The organism is Cohnella kolymensis (genome assembly GCF_000829465.1).
GTDB lineage: Bacteria > Bacillota > Bacilli > Paenibacillales > Paenibacillaceae > Cohnella > Cohnella kolymensis.
The window spans coordinates 1-18,568 of sequence record NZ_JXAL01000026.1 but is presented as its reverse complement, the minus strand read 5'-3'; the positions used below and the strand labels follow the sequence as shown (position 1 = coordinate 18,568).

The following is an 18,568-nucleotide window of genomic DNA, read 5'->3' as shown; positions in this document are numbered from 1 at the left end:
AAAAAATAGCAACCTTTGACTGGTCTTGCCGTTTAACTCTATGTTTTAATTAATAGATCTGTAATTAAAGAGATAAAGGAGCACGGTATTTTGAAACGATTTTCTCTGTCAGTCCTCGCAATTTTGATGCTGTTCGCCATGTCTGTTCCTGTTTTCGCCGAAGAAACCTCGGGCGGGGAAGAGCAGTTGGCTGTCTTTCAAGGCTCCAAGAAAATGATACATAACGGCAGAACGGTGCTGGCTACACAACCGCTTACGGCAGTTAAAGGCGTTACTTATATTTCAGCGCGTTCGTTCATGAATGAAATCTATGGAACAATCTCGTATAACACGAAGACCAAGCAGTATGTTCTGGCGAATGGAATAGCTGAACTGCGTTTCAACACAGGCCGCACTCCATACTTACTGAATGGAACTTCCCAGAAGGGAATCGGAGCTCCTTACGTGCTCAAAGGGACGCTGATGGTACCTCTTCGCACGGTCAGCCAGCATTTCGGAATGACGTTCACCTTTGTTCCCGCACAAAAGAAAATTGAGCTCGCTTGGACAGCCAAGCCGGTCGCCAAATTCGAGATGTCATCACTGAACCCTTACGCAGGGCAAACGGAAGTCTTTTATACGGACTTATCCTATCATCCGCGCGGCTTGAAAATCGTAGATGAACGCTGGGAAAATAACGACACGTTGTTTGAGCAGCAAGGTACCGTTACGGTAACGCATTGGGTACAAGATGAATCCGGAGTTTGGAGCGATCCGTACTCGCTGACGATTACGGTGAAAGCCCCGAACCAGCCGCCGGTGGCCGGTTTCGTAACGGATAAGGATACTTATAAAATGGGTGAATATATCACCTATACGGACCAAAGCTACGATGACGAGAACCTGATTAACGAGCGGGTCTGGACGAATGACGAAAAAGGGTTTTTCGAGCCGGTCGAGAAGACGATTACACTGAAAGTAACGGACGTCAACGGCGCGGTTAATGAATTTTCCAAAACGATCACCATCTTAAATGAAACTCTATACACGAAAGAGGAATTTAACCTGGTGTATACGGAGGCAGGCGAGAAATTCGAGATCAGCGGGCCCGAAGTGTTGAATTTGCCGAAAATGCATTATTTCATCGACCCGCAAGAGCAGACGCTGATCCGGGCCAACAGCCCAGAGACGATCCAAGATGAAGGGATTTACTACGAGGATGTCGTGTCCGGCGATGTCAGATTCCTGGTTCACAATTACAACGGGCGTTCGACACCGGCCAAAGTATACATTATCGCCACGAATGAGAACGCGGTGGACGCTAACGTCGGCATGGGCCCTGTAGGAATCGGCGGCCCTAATCCTTACGTCACTACGGTTGGCCGCGCAGCAACCGCAAGGTTCCTGGAATCGCGGATGGTAAACCGATGGACGAATGTGCAAATCCCTGCAGGCCAAACCCGGGTCATCGTTTCGCAATTCAGTGAAAAAACGATGAAGCCCGGTGACGTACTTTCCATGTACGCCGATGTCAAAATGGATCAGCCGCTGCGGGTGAAAGTTGTTGTCGTTAACGCAGACCGCAACGTGATGACTTATCTTCCGTACCTGCAGCTCTTGCCAAGCCACGATCGTCACATTCGCGGAACGTTCGAGCAAGCGGACAGAGTGATGATCGTCAATCAGACGATCGGCGATGTGAAAAGCCGGATGGTGCTGACGGACAACGTGTCCGATGTGGTGCTGCCGGGCATTGACAAAACCACGCAAACAGAGGTTAAAAACGCCGGAAACTACGGTACGATGTACACCATTCGATTGAATAACGTTCAGCCGCGAACGGCCATTGTCGTGAATCCCCGCGGCGGACATTACGCCGGCGCGTTTAACGTCAACGGCAAGCTTGTATACGCGACGAACAACAGCATTCTTTTGAATCCGAATGAAGTGGGAGTACTGTATAAGACCGGAGATTCGGTAGAAACGGTGACAATCATCTTTACGCCGGCGAATGGCAGTATGCTGCCTATTAATCTACTATTTATGCCGATGCCTAGATAATAGAATAAGCGAGCTTTGCCGGAAGCCCGGGCCATTGCGGTCCGGGTTTTTTTGTTAGTCATTTAGGAATAATGCTTGTATGCTATAATTTTGATAGTAACTACAACTTGGTTAATGGGGAGATAATAGAAGCAATGAAAATGCAACCTCGCATGATCGCCATGTTCTTATTCATTTTGCTCATATACTCTGCGATGAATTACTATATTGGATGGCATGTAACGGGGTGGATGGATGACACCGGAATTTCATATCAGCCTGAGATTTTCTGGCCGCTGCTCGCGCTCGCGGCATTCGGATTTCTCATTGGACGCATTCGTGTGAACCGGCCTCTGCAGCCTCTGTTCCGTTTTATTAAAGTCCTCGGATCCTATTATATTTTCGTATTTGAATATTCGTTTGTGTTGTTTGCGCTTATGGATATTGTACGTGCAGCACTTATTCCGTTCGGGATACCGCTGCAAGAGTATGATGTCTATGCGGGAGCGGCGGTGCTGATCGTGCTGGGAACTGCACTGCTGATCGGGTCGCGGAACGCCTGGAACCCTATTGTGCGTAAGCATGTGCTGGATGTGGACAAGAGTGCGGTTACGGCGAAAGAGTGGACAATCGCCGCCGCATCGGATATCCATCTGGGCAACTTGGTCGGGAACCGGCATTTAAGGCGGCTGGTCAGCCGTGTGAACCGTATGAATCCGGATTTGATATTGCTGCCGGGCGATGTGATCGACGATACGATCGAACCTTTCATCCGTAATCGGATGAGCCGCACATTGGGGCAATTGAAAGCCAAGCATGGCGTGTATGCGGTGCTCGGCAATCATGAGTATTACGGCGGACATATTGAACAATATATTGAGCAAATGCGGTCTATCGGCATTACCGTTCTTCGCGATGATAAGCTGCTTATAGCCGATTCGTTATACGTTGCCGGGAGAAAAGATAAAACAGCGGAGACGGCGGAGCCTGAAGGAAGGCTGAGCGCAGGGGAGCTGTTAGCCGGTCTGGATAAGGCGAAGCCGGTCATTCTGATGGATCATCAGCCGACCAAGTTTCAGCAGGCAGCGGACGCTGGAGCGGATCTGCTGCTATGCGGTCACACGCATCGCGGGCAATTCGCGCCCAACCATTTATTTACACGGAGACTGTTCGAGCTTGATTGGGGTTATATGATGAAAGAGGCGATGCACGTTATCGTATCCTCCGGCTTCGGCTCTTGGGGGCCTCCGATCCGCATCGGCAGCCGGTCAGAGATTATACAAATCACTCTCCGGTTGAAATCATAAAAAAAGGCGCTACCAAAACCGTCCGAATGATATCCGGACGGTATTTTTGTGCTATCTATCTATGACGCATTAAATTGATTTTTGATTAAATATATTGTGACATATATATTTATTTGTTATACAATAACTTATAAATATTCCTGAACGGAGGAATCGATATGGAAAGAGAATTAGCTTTGGAGTTAGTACGCGTCACGGAACTCGCGGCGTTGGCTTCAGCGCCTTGGATGGGGCGGGGAGATAAAATCAACGCCGACGGAGCCGCGACCTCCGCGATGCGGGCAATGTTCGATTCCGTATCCATTCGGGGAACCGTAGTGATCGGTGAAGGCGAAATGGATGAAGCTCCGATGCTGTATATCGGAGAGCAGGTGGGGAGCATGAACGGACCGGAAGTAGATGTGGCCGTCGATCCGCTGGAGGGAACGGAAATTGTAGCGAAAGGCTTGAACAATGCGATGTCGGTATTGGCTGTGGCGAACAGAGGCAACCTGCTTCACGCTCCGGATATGTATATGGAGAAGCTTGCGGTAGGGCCGGAGCTGGTCGGCAAGCTCAAACTGACGGAGCCGATGGAGCTGACGCTGGAGAAAGCAGCTGAAACACTAAACAAGAACGTAGCTGAACTAACGGTAATGATCCTGGACCGGATCCGGCATGAGTCGCTGATCAAAACGCTCCGAAAAGTCGGGGTCAGAATCAAGTTTCTGTCCGACGGTGATGTGGCGGGGGCGATGGCCCCGGCTTTCCCGGAAGCCGGAATCGATTTGTACGTCGGTTCGGGTGGCGCTCCGGAGGGAGTTCTCGCCGCCGCCGCGCTGAAATGTTTGGGAGGCGAAATACAAGGGCGTCTGATGCCTTCGGATGCGAACGAATATGCAAGATGCTTGCAGATGGGGATCGAGGATCCGTACAAAGTTCTGAGCATGGAAGACATGGTCGGTACGGATGATGTCATATTTGCGGCTACGGGAGTAACCCCGGGAGAATTTCTGGGCGGTGTCCGCTATTTGCCGGATGATCGGGCCGAAACCCATTCCATAGTCATGCGCGCGAAGACAAAGACGATCCGCTTCATTACATCGCGGCACTATTTGCCTAATAAGGCTATTTTGCACAGAACCTTATAAGTAACGAAAAATGGAGTGCGCACACTGTCAGCAGTTGCGGCACTCCATTATTATTAGGATCTTTTACTTTCGCATGGCCAGGTGTTCGCCGAGAATCCTGCGCATCTCCAGCTGTCTCGTTATGCAATATTGAATGATATCGTCTCGGTGATTTTCTTTGATCCGGGTAAAATTCAAAGCGATTTTGGGACGGGAGTCGACATCTTTGCGGATCGTTACAATCTTGGCGCGAAAGAGAATTTCTGTTTTTCCTAATTTCTTAGGGAGATAGAGACGTCCTCCGACAACGTCGTTCATGTTGAACATTTCCGTATTCAGGCTGTAAAAACTGACTCCGCCGCCGCTTACATCATATGTAGTAAAGTTAAAGCTGCCTGTCTCTTCAATATCCAGAGATAAACTAAGCGAGGCTGTGACACGGAAAAACTGCCTTCTTTGAATTTTATTAAGGGATGCGGCATCCGGTTTGACAAAGCATAGCTCATTATTATCAAACTTTAGAACCGTCTCAAATACATACCCTTCTTTTTGGTCGTTGTAGATTTTCATTTCGACACGTTTACCTGAGGCTTGATTGAGCGGCTGCCGATTTTCATTGACGGGGTGGACAATTATGACTGAATTGTCGGTTACTTTAACAATGCGAGTATAGTATGTCATTCTGTCTTCCGTCTCGAGAATGAGCATTTGATTGACCCAGAACAATGCATTGGGATTAGAGACCATAACTTTTATCTCCTCTTGCCGATGAATTTCACGAGATGATTAATAGCATATGTATTTAATAATATAATGAAAATCCAGTAAGTTCCATGAAAATTTTAGGGGAAAGATAATAGGGGAGCATTCCGGGGCTTGCGGGGATAGAGTGGAAAGGAGAGGGGGGCGATTTGTATATGCTGTATGTGAACAAATCCGCCCGGTATGGTGCTGTGAAAATACGTTAGACAAACGAAGCAGTTGGATGAACTGGTAAGGCGGCTTAGCCGCTTTGGACGTGCTACATGCCTCACTTCGGTGGCTGCAGAGCGGCTGAGCCGCTTTGCACGGCAGCATGGCAGCGGCCCGCGATTTATCTTTAAACGTTTTGTTGTGAACACAGCTGACCGGACGGACACAATGAAGAAGAGGGACGCGCATCGTCTGCGCTTCTTTTTTTCGGCTTCCGTTGAGCATCATCCCATTCGGCGCGGATCCGGACATGCTTTTCCAGTTCGGCGCTTCGATAAGAGGCTACTTTCTCCAACGCATAATGATTGAGCAGCATTTCATTTCCTCCTTGCTATCGTTGATGAGATTTATTATGCTGTACCAAAAAGGGGAAAAAAAGAGAACTGTTTCCTCCACGCACTTCCCCTTTTAATCAACAATCATTTAGCAACAGCTGGAAGGAGGCATCGTATGTATCCTGCCGTTGAAAGATACTTGACGCTCCATAACACGTTCGGCGGCACCGAGGTGAAATGCCCGGAAGCCGAAGTGAGTATTGACGAGCTTTCCAGAACTTTGTTCTGTACGACACGTAACGTCAAAATCATTCTGCACAAGCTGGTGGAGGAAGGCTTGATCGAATGGCAAGCCGGACGAGGCCGCGGCAATCGCTCACGCATTAAGTTCTTGGCGGATCGCGATCCGCTGTTGTTGGAGTGGGCGAAACAAATGGCGGAGAAAGGCGAATATAAGCAGGCGTTTGAGCTTCTCCAAACCTACAGTGAAGGGACGGCGGTCAAAGAGCGTTTCGTTCAATGGTTGAACGGCCATTTCGGTTATGAATCGGAGCAGACGGAAGGAAGCGCGCAGATGGATATGCTTCGTATTCCGGTTTATCGAACGATCACGACACTCGACCCTGCCGAGGTGAATTATGCTTTTGAGGCGCAGATGATCCGGCAAATTTTCGATCGGCTTGTCGGATATGATACCTCGGAGAACCGTTATGTGCCGGGATTGGCTCATGCTTGGGATTCAAACGCAGACGCAACCGAGTGGACTTTTTATCTGCGCAAAGGTGTTCGTTTCCATCACGGCCGGGAACTCACTTCAGAAGATGTGCGGTTTACGTTGGAACGTCTGAATGGGGACAAGCTGCACAGCTGGATGGTTCGATCGGTGATTCGGGTAGACTGTCCCGGGCCGCGCATCGTTCGCGTTTTTTTTAAGCAAGCCTAATCGTCTGTTTCTCCGCTATTTGTGTTCTGCCGGCATGTCCATCGTTCCGAAGGAGCTGAACCATCAGGATGAAAGCCGATTCTGGGCTCATCCGACGGGGACGGGACCGTTCCGCATCGTTCAATGGACGGAAGACCGGTTGGAGCTTGCGGCGCACACCGATTACTATTTGGGGCGGGCTCATCTCGACCGTGTGGTCATCGCGACAATGCCGGAGGATACTGCTGATGCTTCCGAAACTGCGAAATGGCAGCACCTGATTACGGACCATAACCAAATGGGGAACAAGCCGGCAAAGGATTGGAAAACAATCGAACAGCTGTACAAGGGCTGCACAATGCTGACATGGAACTTAGGCAAAGACGGACCTCAACACTCGGAAAAATTCCGGTGCGCCGTTAACTTGCTCATCCATCGCAAGGCTATGATCCGGCAGTTAGGGGAAGACCGGGCATATGCGGCTCGCGGATTTCGTCCGACCGAGCAAACGCCCTTTCTGAATGACGGCTATGATCCGGATGAAGCGCTGACTTTGCTCAAAGAGGGAGAATACGACGGCACGCCCTTGACCTTAGGCACATGTGTGAATTTTATAACCGATGCGGAGTGGATCAAACAACGCTGCGCACATTTCGGAATCGCTGTAGACATCGTACGCGTCGATTTATGCAACGCGTTTCAAGCGCCTGACGTGCTCAAGAGTGTGGATTGTATTTTGTACAGTGTCATATTTACGGAAGATGAAGTGTGTGAAATCGAGAACTACCACCAGCAAGGGAACTATTTGAGAGAATGCCTGCATCCTGAGATGCTTCAATGGGCTGAACAACAGATTAACCTCGCTCTGGCAGCCGAGCGGCCCGATGAACGCCGGCAGCTGCTGAACGCGATAGAAAAGCGGCTTTACGACGAAGGGCATGTACTGTTTCTGCTGCACAAAAAAATAAATACGTATATTCACCCGAACGTCAAAGGTGTCGGTTTAAATTCGCTCGGTTGGATGGATTTTAAAGATATATGGTTGGAAGCCCGCGTGCCGGGAACCTGAACTTAGGCGGGAAGGTTGCTGTACATCATGAATGTGCGGAATATGAGGCTATACGATACGGAAAACGTTCATTCCGGCGATGACCGGGATGAATTTGAGAAGGATTATGCCCGATTGATTCAGTCGCCCGCATTGCGCAGGCTGCAGGGGAAATCCCAGGTATTCGGCGCAGGATCCGGGGATTACTATCGCACGCGGTTGACGCACTCGCTTGAGGTGTCCCAAATCGCGAGAGAGGTCGCCAGACGTCTCGGCAAAAGTTATCCCTTTTTGTCGGCAAAGGCACATCCCGGACTTATGATCGATCCTGAGGTGGTGGAGTGCGCCGCATTGGCTCATGATTTCGGCCATCCCCCGTTCGGTCACAAAGGGGAAGAAGTGTTAAACCGGCTTCTTTGGAATGAGCATGGCCTGAAATATGAAGGGAACGCCCAAAACTTTCGGATCCTCATGTTTCTGGAGAAGCGGGCCGGCAGCGACAGCGGCTTGGACTTGACGGCTGCCGTTCTGCTCGGCATTAACAAATATCCGTTCTGTGTCGATGAACCCGGCCGTATCAAAGGCGTCTACCGGATGGAGTGGGAAGGCATCGAGTTTCTTCGGCAGACATGGGGGATGCCCGAGAATTGCGCGACACTGGAAGCCCAGCTCATGGATCTGTGCGATGATATCGCATATTCGACACATGATCTTGAGGATGGGATTCGTGCAGGCAAAATTCCGATGAACCGCAGCTTGTTTGAAGATGATCGCATTGTGGCCAGTCTCATCCAGGAGATTACAGATGATCCCGGATTTACGGAGGCGAATTGGCTGCAAGTCGATATGCCCGCAATGGTGAAGCAAGTTCTCGGCCAATATCTGGAGCTGTGGGAAACGATCTATGCGCAATGCGATCGCGATCCGTCGCGTACGAGAAGGGAAATGAAGGCGCGATGGGTTCGCATATTCGCAAATGAGGTCGGGATCATCGATGATCCGGATACAGGATGGAAGAAGGTGACTTTCGTGCGGGACGGGGTAGAAGACATGGACCTGCTCCGCACGATGGAGATCCTCAAGAAGCTCGCTTGGGTGACCTTAATCAAGGATTTTCGGGTTCAGCGGCTTCACAAGCGGAGCGAAGTCATGATCGAACGGCTTTGGGACAGCTTCAAAAACGAAGAGACCGGCCGGTTGATTATCCCGCCCGATTGGCTGAACAATTATGAGCGGCAGAGCGGCAGCTGGGACTGGCAAAGGCTTGCGGCCGATTATATCTCGGGGATGACGGACGCCTATGCCGAGAAAGTGTATCTCGAATTTTTCGCGAGCCGTTCGGGGTCGATCTATGAGCGGGATTGATCCCGTATCAGATGTGTGGCCTCTCCTGTGAACGGGTAAAGAAACTCATTACCTGATCTGAGGAGGCTGTATTCCGTGTCGCATGAACAGTTTCAGAGCTGCATCGATGAATGTATCCGGAGTATGAAGGCTTGCAATTACTGTTATGACTCTTGCTTGAGTGAAGAGCATTCGATGAATATGAAAGTCTGTATCCGCTTGACCCGCGAATGTGCGCAAATCTGCGCATTCACGGCTGAGGCTTTGTCTTTGAACGCGTCCTACGCGCTGGATTTGTGCGAAATATGTGCGGAAGTGTGCGAATCGTGCGCGACAGAATGCGTGCGCCATCGCAACGAGCACTGCCAGCGCTGCGCGGAAGCCTGTTTTTCTTGCGCGCAGGCGTGCAAAGCACTCATCGTGCATTGAACTGATGAAAAGATGAGATGGAGGATAGATCAATGGAAAAAACGACTCTTAAGGTGCAGGGAATGTCTTGTAATCATTGCGTGAACTCGGTAGAGGGCGCAGTAAAGAGCTTGGGGGCGTCCGCTACAGTCGATCTGGCCTCGAATTCCGTGTCGGTAGAGTTTGATGAATCCCGTGTTTCGCTGGAAGCGATTAAAGCAGCTATACAAGATCAAGGCTACGACGTTGTGTGAATGTATAGGAGGTAAAAGGCAGAATGGCATATCAACGCGATATCAAGCAAGTATGGTCTAACGGAGTTAATCACATTAGCCCGACACATCAAAACCGGTTCATCCTTGAGCCGGGCAAATGGTCGGATTACGATCCTTTTCTATTCCTTGCCGAAGATTGGTTCCATAAGGGTTCCTTCGACGTTCATCCGCACCGCGGCATCGAGACGGTGACCTACGTGCTGTCAGGCAAACTTGAACACTTCGATAACAAGACGCACACGCAGGATGTGCTCGAGGGCGGGGACGCCCAGTGGATGACGGCCGGACGCGGCGTTATTCATAAAGAGGATCCGGCGGAAGGCGAAGTCGTTCATTCCCTGCAGCTGTGGGTCAACTTGCCGAGTGAGCATAAAATGACCGAACCGCGCTACCAAAATTTAAGGAGCGCAAATATGCCGGTCAGGGAGGAAGAGGGCGCAAGAATCATCGTATTCTCAGGATCCTCTGCAGGGGTTCGCGCCGAAACGAAAAATTTTGTTCCCGTCACGATGGTAGAGTTCAATATGGAACCGGGAGTTACAGTCAAGCAGGATCTGCCCGGCTCGTATAACGGCTTTCTGTATGTACTGGATGGAGAAGGTCAATTCGGCCGCGACAAGATGGCGGCAGGGAAAGAAAAAGTGCTGCTGCTTGGATCCGCGGAAGGGAATGCGGAAAGTGAACTCGAAATTACTGCTGTAAGCCGGCTGCGTGTGCTGCTATACGCAGGTGAACCTTTGCGTGAACCGATCGTTGCCCGCGGGCCGTTCGTCATGAACACCCAGGAACAGATCGTTCAGGCATATGAAGATTACAGGAACGGCAAATTTGTATGATATCAGCCCGCTTCCCTAGCGCCCGGCCGAATTGCACAAGCGGTAATGACCGCCGCGGTGAGTGCGGTTGCTGCACTTACGTAGAACGGCAAAGACATGGAATTCTTCATCAGTAAAGCGCCGATCGGCGGTCCGATGGCCACCCCGATGAAACGCATACTGCTGTACAACGAGGTGACAGTACCTCGTTGTTTTTTTTCGATGCCTTCGGTAATCAGCGCGTCGAGACTGGGCAAAGCGGCGCCGATGCCGGCAAGGGCCACGGATAAAAGCAGCACCAGCAGCATCATGCTGTCGGGTACGATCATGCCGAGCAGGAGCAAGCTGACGGCGGTCACGGCCATTGCGGTCAAGCTGGTCCATTTCATGCGTAATTTATTTTCGCCGATCCATTTTCCGCCCAAATACGAAATAAGGCACAGGCAGGCGAGGGGCACAGCGAGCACCAACCCTTTGGTGATGGGCTTGATCCCTCGGATCTCCAATAGCTCGGACAAATAAAAAAAGACTTGAGAAGATGATGAACATCGTAATGCCGCCGATCGCAAAAATCGCATACAGCCATTTTTTGGCTTTAAGCAGTCCGGTAATGGAGACCAGAAATCTTCTCGGGCTGATGTTCTCCACCTCTTGCGACTGCTTGGGAGGCGTCTTAAGCAAAAACAAAACCATAAAAAAAAGAGAGCAGGCTGACCACAGGAATAGCGAAAAACGGTATGTACCAAGTCCAAAGCGCAAGAGCGGAGCCGATCATCGGGCTCAGTACCTTGCCGAATGTGTTCGCCGTTTCCACCAACCCCAAGCCTTTGCTCACTTCTTCGTCCTTTTTGAACAAATCGCCCACCAGCGGGAGTACGACGGGAAAGCAGCCGGCCGAACCTAAGCCTTGAACCAAACGGGCCAAAAGAATAGTTCGATACGAATTTTCCGCCCATAATGCTGCGAAGCCGGCCCAGGCACCGGCAGCCGAAACAAGAAGGAGACCTGTAAGCATAACCGCCTTGCGGCTGTACCGGTCTGACAAGTATCCGGCAATAGGGATGAATATGATAGCAATTAAGGCATAGGAGGTTATGATCAAGCTCGCTTGAAAAGGAGTAATTCCGAGCGCCTTTTGCATGGCCGGTAAATGGGGATCAGCATGGAATTGGCCAGTGTCATGGTGAGCGGAATTGTGGCAATCGATAATAAATCCCATTTCTTGCGAGCCGCCATTTCGGTCCTCCTGTGCTTAGATTGCGTATGGGCTGATCCCGCCCCGGTACGGGTGCTAAGGGGTAATGACAGGATAAAGCCTCCCCAATCTTGAGAACGAAGCTTTGCCTGTTTCTTCGGATACGACAAGCACGATGGCGTCGCTTCTCTCGGTTAAGCCGAGAGCCGCTCTGTGGCGGGTTCCGGTCTTCTGTTCCGGGTTGTGGCCGCCGGTGAGGGGAAGGATGTTTCTCGCCGAGACGATCTCGTTACCCCGGATCAGCACTGCGCCGTCATGCAGCGGATTGCCGGGATAGAAAATCGACTCCAGCAGCGAATGGGTGACCGGAGCGCCGATGGCGATGCCGGGCTGGATCAGGTTATCCAGAGGGTCCTTACGTTCAACCGCTATCAATCCGCCGTGCCGGTGTTCAGATAAACTTTGAATGCACACCGATAAGTCCATATACCGATCCGTATGAGGCGAAAGGTAACAATTCAAATAAAAGGTCGCTGCGCGCGACTCGATATTCATGAAGTTCTTTTTAATTTTCTCGAATTCGCCCAGCTGACAATAATCTTCGTTATCGAGCATTTGAAGGAGCTCGCCCATACTCTCGGCCAACTGCCGCAAATCTTCTTTGATCAATTGCTTCATCGGCGAGAAATCGCAATTCTGCGCCGTGGTTGTCGACATGGTTCGCTCACATCCATTTTCAATATCATGTAATAGCATGCAGACTTAGGATTCGTTGTATTCACAGAGCGCTAATTACTGCTATATTAACGTTAGAGCGGTTTCCACTGTGATGGAGGAGGATACACGTGACATTGCATGACAACCTTGATTCATTGCCAAGCTTAAATGAGAACTACGAACTGAGCTTAGAGCAAATCAGCAGTTATCAGCGAAACGGTCATATTCTGCTCCGCGGAGTGGCGGACCAAGAAGAGATAGCCGTATACGAGCCGATCATCAGCGATTGGGTACAAAAGTTGAACGGTCACGATAAGCCTGTCGAAGAGCGGGATACTTACGGCAAAGCATTCATTCAGGTGGGCAATTTGTGGGAGAAGAGCGAAGCGGCGGCGCGGTTTACGCTGGCCAAGCGATTCGCGAAGATCGCGGCGGATTTAATGGGCGTAGACGGGGTTAGACTTTATCATGACCAGGCGTTGTTCAAGGAGCCGGGAGGCGGTCACACCCCTTGGCATCAGGACCAGATTTATTGGCCTTTTGATACGGACAAAACGATCACCCTGTGGATGCCGCTTGTGCCGATATCCGAACAAGTAGGCTCAATGACGTTCGCATCGGAATCCCAGAAGATCGGTTACATTAATAAAATGGTTATTTCGGATGAGTCGCACAGAACGCTTGGGCAATACATCGAAGGTAAAGGGTTTGAGAAGATGAATTATGGCGCCATGGCTGCAGGAGATGTCACGTTCCACTCCGGATGGACTCTTCACAGCGCGCCCGGAAATCCAACGGAAACCATGCGCAAAGTGATGACCATCATCTATTTCGCCGACGGAATCCGCATTGCGGAACCGGACAGTAATGCCAGAAAAGCGGATTTAGCGGCATGGCTGCCGGGTCAGAGTCCGGGAGATGCTGCGGGAAGCCGCTTGAATCCGCTGCTGTACAGCCGTGTTTAAATGAAAATGCCATTATCGATTTGGAATTGGAGAGATAACAGTGTTGATGGATATTAAAGACAAGCTGGATGATAACCCGATAAGACAGTTAATAGGGTTAATCGTTTATGACGATCCTGAACGGACCGAGGAAGCGATGAAGGAATATAAGGATCGGCCCGATCTGGAAATCATGGGCTATTATGCGGATAAGAATCTGATCGGTCTCGTCGGCTTCCGAATCGATAGCGAGAACGTGCTGGAGCTGAGGCACATTGCCGTTCTGCCTGAAGAACAAGGGTTGGGGTATGGAAGAGGTATGATCCTTGAAATGCTGCATTTAAAAAATCCTCAGGCCATTGTGGCGGAAACCGATGAGGAGACGGTTGATTTTTATAGAAGCATCGGTTTTACGATCGAAAGTCTGGGCGAGCAATACCCGGGTGTCGAAAGGTTCAAGTGCACCTATGTAACGGATATCGACAGAGTTCAAGCGTAAACAGAACAACCGCCGAATGATTTCGGCGGTTGTTTCCGTCTGCGGTCATGTAGGTTTGCGAGCGGCGGCCTTTTGTCGTGCGCGAAAACGCCGCACCTTCATCAGATTGCCGCAGCACTTATCATCGCAATATTTTTTCGATCGATTGCGGGTGTCGTCATAATAGACCCATAAGCAATCCGGATTATCGCAGATGCGAATGCGGGACGCGTCGGCGTCAACAAGCACATGGGCGAACGAAGCGGCGATTTCGGCCATGACCTGCCGCCAGTTATGATCAACAGGGGTTAACGCTATGTTATACAGCCGATCCGCCATGGTTAACCGGCGAATGACCGCACCGCCTTTCATAATCTTGTTAAGTTCAGTGAGATCCTCAGCGCGCATTTCTAACTCTGCCACAATATCTTTGACCATCCGCTGCAGCAGCAAACGCAATTGCTTCAGGGCTGCCAACTCATCCGACGATGGCGCGGCATCCACTGAGAGGCGGTGGCGTTCAAGCCAATCATTCAGCCATTCCGGCTTGTCCAGCCGATCCTCCGACTTCCCGCTCCCGCGCCAATCGTGCCATTCACTGTTCATAAAGTCGTCCCACAGCATACAAAATCCCCGCTTTTTTTACGAATTATTGTAACACCTTAAAACTATTATTACTAGTTACTTGAAAACCGATAAGGCACATGTTAAGTTTATTTTTGTAACTGGTAATAATATTTTAGGTGGTTACATATTTCGAATAAGGAGGACTGTCAATGACCGCTGTTGAATTGCTGTCGTACCAATGGGATCGCTGCTATGATGGGCAAGAGGACTGGTATCCCCCGTTAGCGGACGCTCTCAAAGACGTTACAGCCGAGCAGGCCCACTGGCGGCCGGCAGGAGAGAAGGTAAACACAATCTGGGAAAATGTGAATCATCTCGTTTATTACAAAGAACGGTTTCTAAAACGATTGAACGGTGAAGAGTCGTCGTACCCGCCAGGCGTAACCAATGATGACACTTTTGCGGTACCAAGCACCGCGCCGTCGGATTGGACCGAAACGCTGGCGCGTTTGAGGAGCGTTCATTATGGGATACGGGATCATATCGCGGCCATGGATGAAAAGGATTTCGACCGTCTCGTTCCGACAAACTCAGTCGGGATGTGGCTCTCCGGCCTCATTATGCACGATGCTTACCATACCGGACAAATCATCATGCTTAGGAAGCTGCAAGGCTCTTGGCCGTCACACCGATCATTCGAATAGTTGAATATCGCCGTATTCCGAACCGCGAGAGATCGCGGTTTTTTATTTGGGTTGACATTAAATTTCAATCAAAGAGGCAATAAATGTTTAATAGTGTGTGTATTGAAATTGGCATCCGAGGGGGCTCAAGCCGAGTATGAATGATTCGTACAGAACCGATGCGGGCATGCCTCAGCAGCCGGAATCGTGTTGGTTAGCGTCGACCGAACAACGCGCTTTCGATAAGTTGTCGGGCGACCTCAAGGTCAATATAGCCGTGGTTGGTGCGGGCATAACGGGGATTACCACCGCTTATTTGCTCGCCAAAGCGGGGAAAGAAGTCGTTCTGCTGGAAGCGGGTAAAGTCCTGAACGGCACAACAGGATATACAACGGCCAAAGTAACCGCGCAGCATCACCTGATCTACGACGAGTTCATCAGCCATTTCGGGGAAGAGAACACCCGGCTGTATTATGAAGCGAATCGAGACGGATTGAATTTTATCAAGGATATGGTTGCCGAACATGCCATCGAATGCGATTGGACCGAAGAAGATGCTTACGTGTACACGGCAGCAGAGGATAAAGTGCAAGCCATCCGCAACGAATTCAAAGCTTACGAGAAGCTTGGAATACCAGGGGCGTACATGGACAGCATTCCCTTACCGATACCCGCGCGTGCGGCAGTTGTGATGAAAAATCAGGCGCGCTTTCATCCGATTCCGTACCTGCTCCGGCTGCTCGATGAATTCGTTCGCCTCGGGGGACGCGTGTATGAACAGACGACCGTCCAGAAAGTTGAAGAAGGCATCCCGAATTTCATAACAACGGATGCAGGACACCGGATTGAGTGCTTGGATGTCGTATCCTGCAGCCATTTCCCTGTATTCGAAGGGGGAATGTATTATGCCAAAATGCATGCGGACAGTTCCTATGCACTGGCAGTGAAATCGGATCTCGAGTATCCCGGCGGCATGTACATCAGCGCCGAAAATCCTAAGCGATCGATCCGGGCCGTCGACTATAACGGGGAGAAGCTTCTGCTAATCGGCGGTGAAAGCCATAAAACCGGGCAAGGAATAGACACGATAAAGCACTACGAAGCGTTAAAATCGTTTGCCGAGCAAAATTTCTCGGTTCGGGAAATCGCCTACCGATGGTCGACCAATGACTACGGCACATTGGATAAAATGCCTTACATCGGCATGAACTCCAACAATACACCTAACTCGTTCGTAGCAACAGGTTATCGCAAATGGGGGATGACAACGGGCACGATAGCCGCGGTTATTTTAAGAGACATGATGTTTGGCAAACAACCGCTATGAGAAGCTGTTTGATCCTAACAGATTCAATACCGATCCCAGCGTGAAAAAATTCGTTAAAGAGAATGCAAATGCAGCCAAACATTATGTTGCCGGCAAGCTCGAGTGGACCCGGACGAAACCGGAGGATCTCGGTAATGACGAAGCGGCTCACGTGCGCATAAAGGGCCGCAAAACAGGGGCGTACCGCGACCTAAACGGACAGTTATATTTGGTCGACACAACCTGCACGCATATGGGCTGCGAAGTGGAGTGGAACGACGGCGACAGGACATGGGATTGTCCTTGCCACGGATCACGTTTCCACTACGACGGATCAGTCATAGAAGGACCGGCGACACAACCTTTGAAGGAGGTCGAGCACCATGGCTGACCATAACGAAGAAATACGTGAACAAAAGATTCATCGAAGCGGAAACCGGGATCACCCCGAGCAATATCCGACCGAGAACGAAAGCCTGTTCGATATGTGGGAAAGCGAGCAGAACGTAGACCCGATCCCTGTGGAAGATTTGAACATGGAGCAGAAGGAAGAACAGCGCAAAGAGGAAACGAAACATTCCTCATCGACTGAGAATAAATACAAGATTCCTTAAATATTTATAATAATAATCGGCCCATAGGGTCGATTTTTGTTTTGATTTGCGGCGCATTGGATAAGTACGAGGTATAGGCAGATTACAGCTACAAGACTAAGGAGAGATCGGGAATATGCAAAAGGTGCTTCTCAGCTTGGCCGTTGTGTTGTTGGGTCTCCTCCCGTTCAGCTTTGTTGAAGCCAATCACAATGACTACACGCCGGTTACACAGAGTTCGGAAACGCACCCTGCATATATCGACAGGATCTTTACCGCGGATGGTAAGACTTACATTGCCGCAGATTTCATCGAATGGTATGAAGGCGAAGAGGCGGATCGGGTATTTCGCGAACGAGAGCAAGATCCGGAAATGACGGAAGCTCCGGACGGCTATTACATCGTGAATGATGTAAGCGAGCTGCAAACTTTCGAACTGTCGCCGGACGCTGAGGTGTTCATGCAGCTTTACAACCGTAACGGCAATATCGATGAAGCGGATCCTGTCTGGAACGAGAAGATTGACGTTACTAAATTCGTCTCTTTATTCGGCCCGAACGAAGAAATGAATATGAAAGATTTCCCTTACCACTTAGTCATTGAAAATAATAAGATCGTGAAGATCACCCAGCAATTTATTCCTTAACAGATGGAATGAAGCCGACGCCGAGGCTTAGGCGTTGGCTTTTTGCGGCGTGTTAGACGTGATGCTAATGGGTAAGTAAGGTGACAGAGTCCGTATGGGCTCTAGTACCTTGTGACGGGGTGGTTTCTATGGAACGATTACAAGCTTCTCAGATAGAATTGTTAAAAACGAGGTTGGCAGAGGAAAAAGAGGAGTTGGAAAGACATTTTACCGTAAATGAAACAGCGGCCGGCAAGGAGACGATCAGCAGCTCTACCGGGGAGCTGTCTGCGTACGATAATCATCCGGCGGACATCGCTACGGAAGTTTTCGAACGGGAAAGAGATATGGTCATCGACGACACGATAGAAAAAAGGCTGCAAGAGACCAATGAAGCGCTTGATCGAATTGCAGATGGTTCTTATGGACAGTGCGTCGTTTGCGAAGAACCCATACCATTCGAGAGACTTGAAGCTCTTCCATGGACATCTACATGCGTAGAACATAGTCACACCTCTGCGATTGTCTCAGACCGCCCGATCGAAGAGCAGGTCATGACACCGCCTCCTTCAGGAGCCGGTGAGCGCCGGCAAGCCGACAGCGGGCATTTCGATGAGGCCGATGCCTGGAAAATGGCGGAAAGCCATGGCAGCTCCGATTCACCGGCCATGGCAGCCGAGAGGGATGTCGGCAGCTATGAGCAATTGTCGACAGATAAAGCGGATGAAAATACCGACAACGAGGAACTGCATATCCGGGAACTGTAACAGCTGAGGTCCTCAAGGCTGTTCCAAGCCGAGCAGATGAGTTTGGAACAGCCTTTTTCAATCAAAAGGATCTGAAAAATAAGACTTTTTTAATCTATACTGTTACTGCTAGCGCATAATGCCCAGCAGATGACGGCATAAGTTGTCCAGCATTAGTCGGATAAGCTGTCCGCATCCGGATAAAAACCGGGGAGAATCA

Annotated in this window: 22 protein-coding genes and 1 pseudogene; 16 read left to right on the top strand and 7 right to left on the bottom strand. The window is 50.2% G+C overall.

Going from position 1 to position 18,568, the window contains the following annotated elements:
* The first annotated feature begins 90 nt into the window (after positions 1 to 90).
* The 3 genes from SD71_RS16785 to glpX all read left to right on the top strand — a co-directional run bounded on the left by SD71_RS16785 (position 91) and on the right by glpX (position 4,456).
* Entirely contained in the window at positions 91 to 2,040 is a 1,950-nt protein-coding gene (locus SD71_RS16785; protein ID WP_052476343.1) for a copper amine oxidase N-terminal domain-containing protein, read from the top strand.
* Between the two features lie 134 nt (positions 2,041 to 2,174).
* Entirely contained in the window at positions 2,175 to 3,326 is a 1,152-nt protein-coding gene (locus tag SD71_RS16780; RefSeq protein WP_326998769.1) for a metallophosphoesterase, read from the top strand.
* Between the two features lie 158 nt (positions 3,327 to 3,484).
* The gene (glpX, locus tag SD71_RS16775; protein ID WP_041065692.1) at positions 3,485 to 4,456 is read left to right on the top strand and encodes a class II fructose-bisphosphatase; all 972 of its coding nucleotides are present in this window, start codon (positions 3,485 to 3,487) and stop codon (positions 4,454 to 4,456) included.
* Between the two features lie 63 nt (positions 4,457 to 4,519).
* Here the strand turns inward: glpX and SD71_RS16770 are convergent, their stop codons facing one another.
* Together SD71_RS16770 and SD71_RS16765 are read right to left on the bottom strand one after the other, a co-directional pair.
* A complete protein-coding gene (locus tag SD71_RS16770; RefSeq protein WP_041065690.1) occupies positions 4,520 to 5,182 on the bottom strand; it encodes a flagellar brake protein in 663 nt (220 codons plus the stop codon).
* A 352-nt stretch (positions 5,183 to 5,534) separates the two neighbouring features.
* Complete coding sequence (locus SD71_RS16765; protein ID WP_041065687.1) at positions 5,535 to 5,723, bottom strand: hypothetical protein; 189 nt, start codon at positions 5,721 to 5,723, stop codon at positions 5,535 to 5,537.
* Between the two features lie 134 nt (positions 5,724 to 5,857).
* Here SD71_RS16765 and SD71_RS25670 point away from each other — a divergent pair, with 134 nt between their 5' ends.
* From SD71_RS25670 to SD71_RS16740, 6 genes are all read left to right on the top strand, one after another.
* Entirely contained in the window at positions 5,858 to 6,625 is a 768-nt protein-coding gene (locus SD71_RS25670) for an SgrR family transcriptional regulator (protein WP_052476342.1), read from the top strand.
* 34 nt (positions 6,626 to 6,659) lie between these two features.
* Entirely contained in the window at positions 6,660 to 7,673 is a 1,014-nt protein-coding gene (locus tag SD71_RS25665; RefSeq protein ID WP_052476341.1) for an ABC transporter substrate-binding protein, read from the top strand.
* Between the two features lie 27 nt (positions 7,674 to 7,700).
* Positions 7,701 to 9,017 (top strand): deoxyguanosinetriphosphate triphosphohydrolase family protein, encoded by a 1,317-nt coding sequence (locus SD71_RS16755; protein ID WP_041066189.1) that lies wholly within the window; start codon positions 7,701 to 7,703, stop codon positions 9,015 to 9,017.
* A gap of 75 nt (positions 9,018 to 9,092) precedes the next feature.
* Positions 9,093 to 9,425 carry a four-helix bundle copper-binding protein gene (locus SD71_RS23220; RefSeq protein WP_082034303.1) on the top strand — a complete coding sequence of 111 codons (333 nt, stop codon included), beginning with the start codon at positions 9,093 to 9,095 and terminating at the stop codon, positions 9,423 to 9,425.
* Between the two features lie 32 nt (positions 9,426 to 9,457).
* Positions 9,458 to 9,658, top strand: coding sequence for a copper ion binding protein (locus SD71_RS16745; protein WP_041065681.1), 201 nt, complete (start codon positions 9,458 to 9,460; stop codon positions 9,656 to 9,658).
* 23 nt (positions 9,659 to 9,681) lie between these two features.
* A complete protein-coding gene (locus SD71_RS16740) occupies positions 9,682 to 10,515 on the top strand; it encodes a pirin family protein (protein ID WP_041065678.1) in 834 nt (277 codons plus the stop codon).
* A 2-nt stretch (positions 10,516 to 10,517) separates the two neighbouring features.
* Here the strand turns inward: SD71_RS16740 and SD71_RS23715 are convergent, their stop codons facing one another.
* The 4 genes from SD71_RS23715 to cdaS all read right to left on the bottom strand — a co-directional run bounded on the left by SD71_RS23715 (position 10,518) and on the right by cdaS (position 12,406).
* Positions 10,518 to 10,964: an MFS transporter gene (locus tag SD71_RS23715; RefSeq protein ID WP_235427210.1), complete on the bottom strand. Its 447-nt coding sequence runs from the start codon at positions 10,962 to 10,964 to the stop codon at positions 10,518 to 10,520.
* Positions 10,891 to 11,142, bottom strand: a complete 252-nt coding sequence (locus SD71_RS25125; RefSeq protein WP_235427223.1) for a hypothetical protein — start codon at positions 11,140 to 11,142, stop codon at positions 10,891 to 10,893. The genes SD71_RS23715 and SD71_RS25125 overlap by 74 nt, the downstream gene beginning before the upstream one ends.
* Positions 11,143 to 11,167: 25 nt before the next feature.
* Positions 11,168 to 11,713: an MFS transporter gene (locus SD71_RS23710; RefSeq protein WP_235427191.1), complete on the bottom strand. Its 546-nt coding sequence runs from the start codon at positions 11,711 to 11,713 to the stop codon at positions 11,168 to 11,170.
* Between the two features lie 72 nt (positions 11,714 to 11,785).
* Complete coding sequence (gene cdaS, locus SD71_RS16730) at positions 11,786 to 12,406, bottom strand: sporulation-specific diadenylate cyclase CdaS (RefSeq protein WP_041065676.1); 621 nt, start codon at positions 12,404 to 12,406, stop codon at positions 11,786 to 11,788.
* Positions 12,407 to 12,534: 128 nt separating this feature from the next.
* Between cdaS and SD71_RS16725 the strand changes: the two genes are divergently transcribed.
* Both SD71_RS16725 and SD71_RS16720 read left to right on the top strand, forming a co-directional pair.
* Complete coding sequence (locus SD71_RS16725) at positions 12,535 to 13,371, top strand: phytanoyl-CoA dioxygenase family protein (RefSeq protein WP_235427189.1); 837 nt, start codon at positions 12,535 to 12,537, stop codon at positions 13,369 to 13,371.
* A 46-nt stretch (positions 13,372 to 13,417) separates the two neighbouring features.
* On the top strand, positions 13,418 to 13,849 hold the full coding sequence (locus tag SD71_RS16720) for a GNAT family N-acetyltransferase (protein ID WP_041066183.1): 432 nt from the start codon (positions 13,418 to 13,420) through the stop codon (positions 13,847 to 13,849).
* Between the two features lie 45 nt (positions 13,850 to 13,894).
* Here the strand turns inward: SD71_RS16720 and SD71_RS16715 are convergent, their stop codons facing one another.
* A complete protein-coding gene (locus SD71_RS16715) occupies positions 13,895 to 14,452 on the bottom strand; it encodes a CGNR zinc finger domain-containing protein (protein WP_041065674.1) in 558 nt (185 codons plus the stop codon).
* A gap of 152 nt (positions 14,453 to 14,604) precedes the next feature.
* Between SD71_RS16715 and SD71_RS16710 the strand changes: the two genes are divergently transcribed.
* The 5 genes and pseudogenes from SD71_RS16710 to SD71_RS16690 all read left to right on the top strand — a co-directional run bounded on the left by SD71_RS16710 (position 14,605) and on the right by SD71_RS16690 (position 18,369).
* A complete protein-coding gene (locus tag SD71_RS16710) occupies positions 14,605 to 15,099 on the top strand; it encodes a DinB family protein (protein WP_041065671.1) in 495 nt (164 codons plus the stop codon).
* Positions 15,100 to 15,235: 136 nt separating this feature from the next.
* Positions 15,236 to 16,775 (top strand): annotated as a pseudogene (locus tag SD71_RS16705) (FAD-dependent oxidoreductase).
* Complete coding sequence (locus tag SD71_RS16700; RefSeq protein ID WP_041065668.1) at positions 16,768 to 16,998, top strand: hypothetical protein; 231 nt, start codon at positions 16,768 to 16,770, stop codon at positions 16,996 to 16,998. The pseudogene SD71_RS16705 and the gene SD71_RS16700 overlap by 8 nt, the downstream one beginning before the upstream one ends.
* A gap of 115 nt (positions 16,999 to 17,113) precedes the next feature.
* The gene (locus tag SD71_RS16695) at positions 17,114 to 17,623 is read left to right on the top strand and encodes a hypothetical protein (RefSeq protein WP_041065666.1); all 510 of its coding nucleotides are present in this window, start codon (positions 17,114 to 17,116) and stop codon (positions 17,621 to 17,623) included.
* Positions 17,624 to 17,751: 128 nt separating this feature from the next.
* Positions 17,752 to 18,369 carry a TraR/DksA C4-type zinc finger protein gene (locus SD71_RS16690; protein WP_082034302.1) on the top strand — a complete coding sequence of 206 codons (618 nt, stop codon included), beginning with the start codon at positions 17,752 to 17,754 and terminating at the stop codon, positions 18,367 to 18,369.
* Positions 18,370 to 18,568: the final 199 nt, after the last annotated feature.

What these genes read in the sequence shown, in the direction of transcription:
- SD71_RS16780 (WP_326998769.1), top strand. Translation starts at nt 2,175, where the DNA reads ATGAAAATGCAACCTCGCATGATCGCCATGTTCTTATTCATTTTGCTC.
- glpX (WP_041065692.1), top strand. Translation starts at nt 3,485, where the DNA reads ATGGAAAGAGAATTAGCTTTGGAGTTAGTACGCGTCACGGAACTCGCG.
- SD71_RS16770 (WP_041065690.1), bottom strand. Translation starts at nt 5,182, where the DNA reads ATGGTCTCTAATCCCAATGCATTGTTCTGGGTCAATCAAATGCTCATT.
- SD71_RS16765 (WP_041065687.1), bottom strand. Translation starts at nt 5,723, where the DNA reads ATGCTGCTCAATCATTATGCGTTGGAGAAAGTAGCCTCTTATCGAAGC.
- SD71_RS25670 (WP_052476342.1), top strand. Translation starts at nt 5,858, where the DNA reads ATGTATCCTGCCGTTGAAAGATACTTGACGCTCCATAACACGTTCGGC.
- SD71_RS25665 (WP_052476341.1), top strand. Translation starts at nt 6,660, where the DNA reads ATGTCCATCGTTCCGAAGGAGCTGAACCATCAGGATGAAAGCCGATTC.
- SD71_RS16755 (WP_041066189.1), top strand. Translation starts at nt 7,701, where the DNA reads ATGAATGTGCGGAATATGAGGCTATACGATACGGAAAACGTTCATTCC.
- SD71_RS16745 (WP_041065681.1), top strand. Translation starts at nt 9,458, where the DNA reads ATGGAAAAAACGACTCTTAAGGTGCAGGGAATGTCTTGTAATCATTGC.
- SD71_RS16740 (WP_041065678.1), top strand. Translation starts at nt 9,682, where the DNA reads ATGGCATATCAACGCGATATCAAGCAAGTATGGTCTAACGGAGTTAAT.
- SD71_RS23710 (WP_235427191.1), bottom strand. Translation starts at nt 11,713, where the DNA reads ATGGGATTTATTATCGATTGCCACAATTCCGCTCACCATGACACTGGC.
- cdaS (WP_041065676.1), bottom strand. Translation starts at nt 12,406, where the DNA reads ATGTCGACAACCACGGCGCAGAATTGCGATTTCTCGCCGATGAAGCAA.
- SD71_RS16720 (WP_041066183.1), top strand. Translation starts at nt 13,418, where the DNA reads ATGGATATTAAAGACAAGCTGGATGATAACCCGATAAGACAGTTAATA.
- SD71_RS16715 (WP_041065674.1), bottom strand. Translation starts at nt 14,452, where the DNA reads ATGCTGTGGGACGACTTTATGAACAGTGAATGGCACGATTGGCGCGGG.
- SD71_RS16710 (WP_041065671.1), top strand. Translation starts at nt 14,605, where the DNA reads ATGACCGCTGTTGAATTGCTGTCGTACCAATGGGATCGCTGCTATGAT.
- SD71_RS16700 (WP_041065668.1), top strand. Translation starts at nt 16,768, where the DNA reads ATGGCTGACCATAACGAAGAAATACGTGAACAAAAGATTCATCGAAGC.
- SD71_RS16695 (WP_041065666.1), top strand. Translation starts at nt 17,114, where the DNA reads ATGCAAAAGGTGCTTCTCAGCTTGGCCGTTGTGTTGTTGGGTCTCCTC.
- SD71_RS16690 (WP_082034302.1), top strand. Translation starts at nt 17,752, where the DNA reads ATGGAACGATTACAAGCTTCTCAGATAGAATTGTTAAAAACGAGGTTG.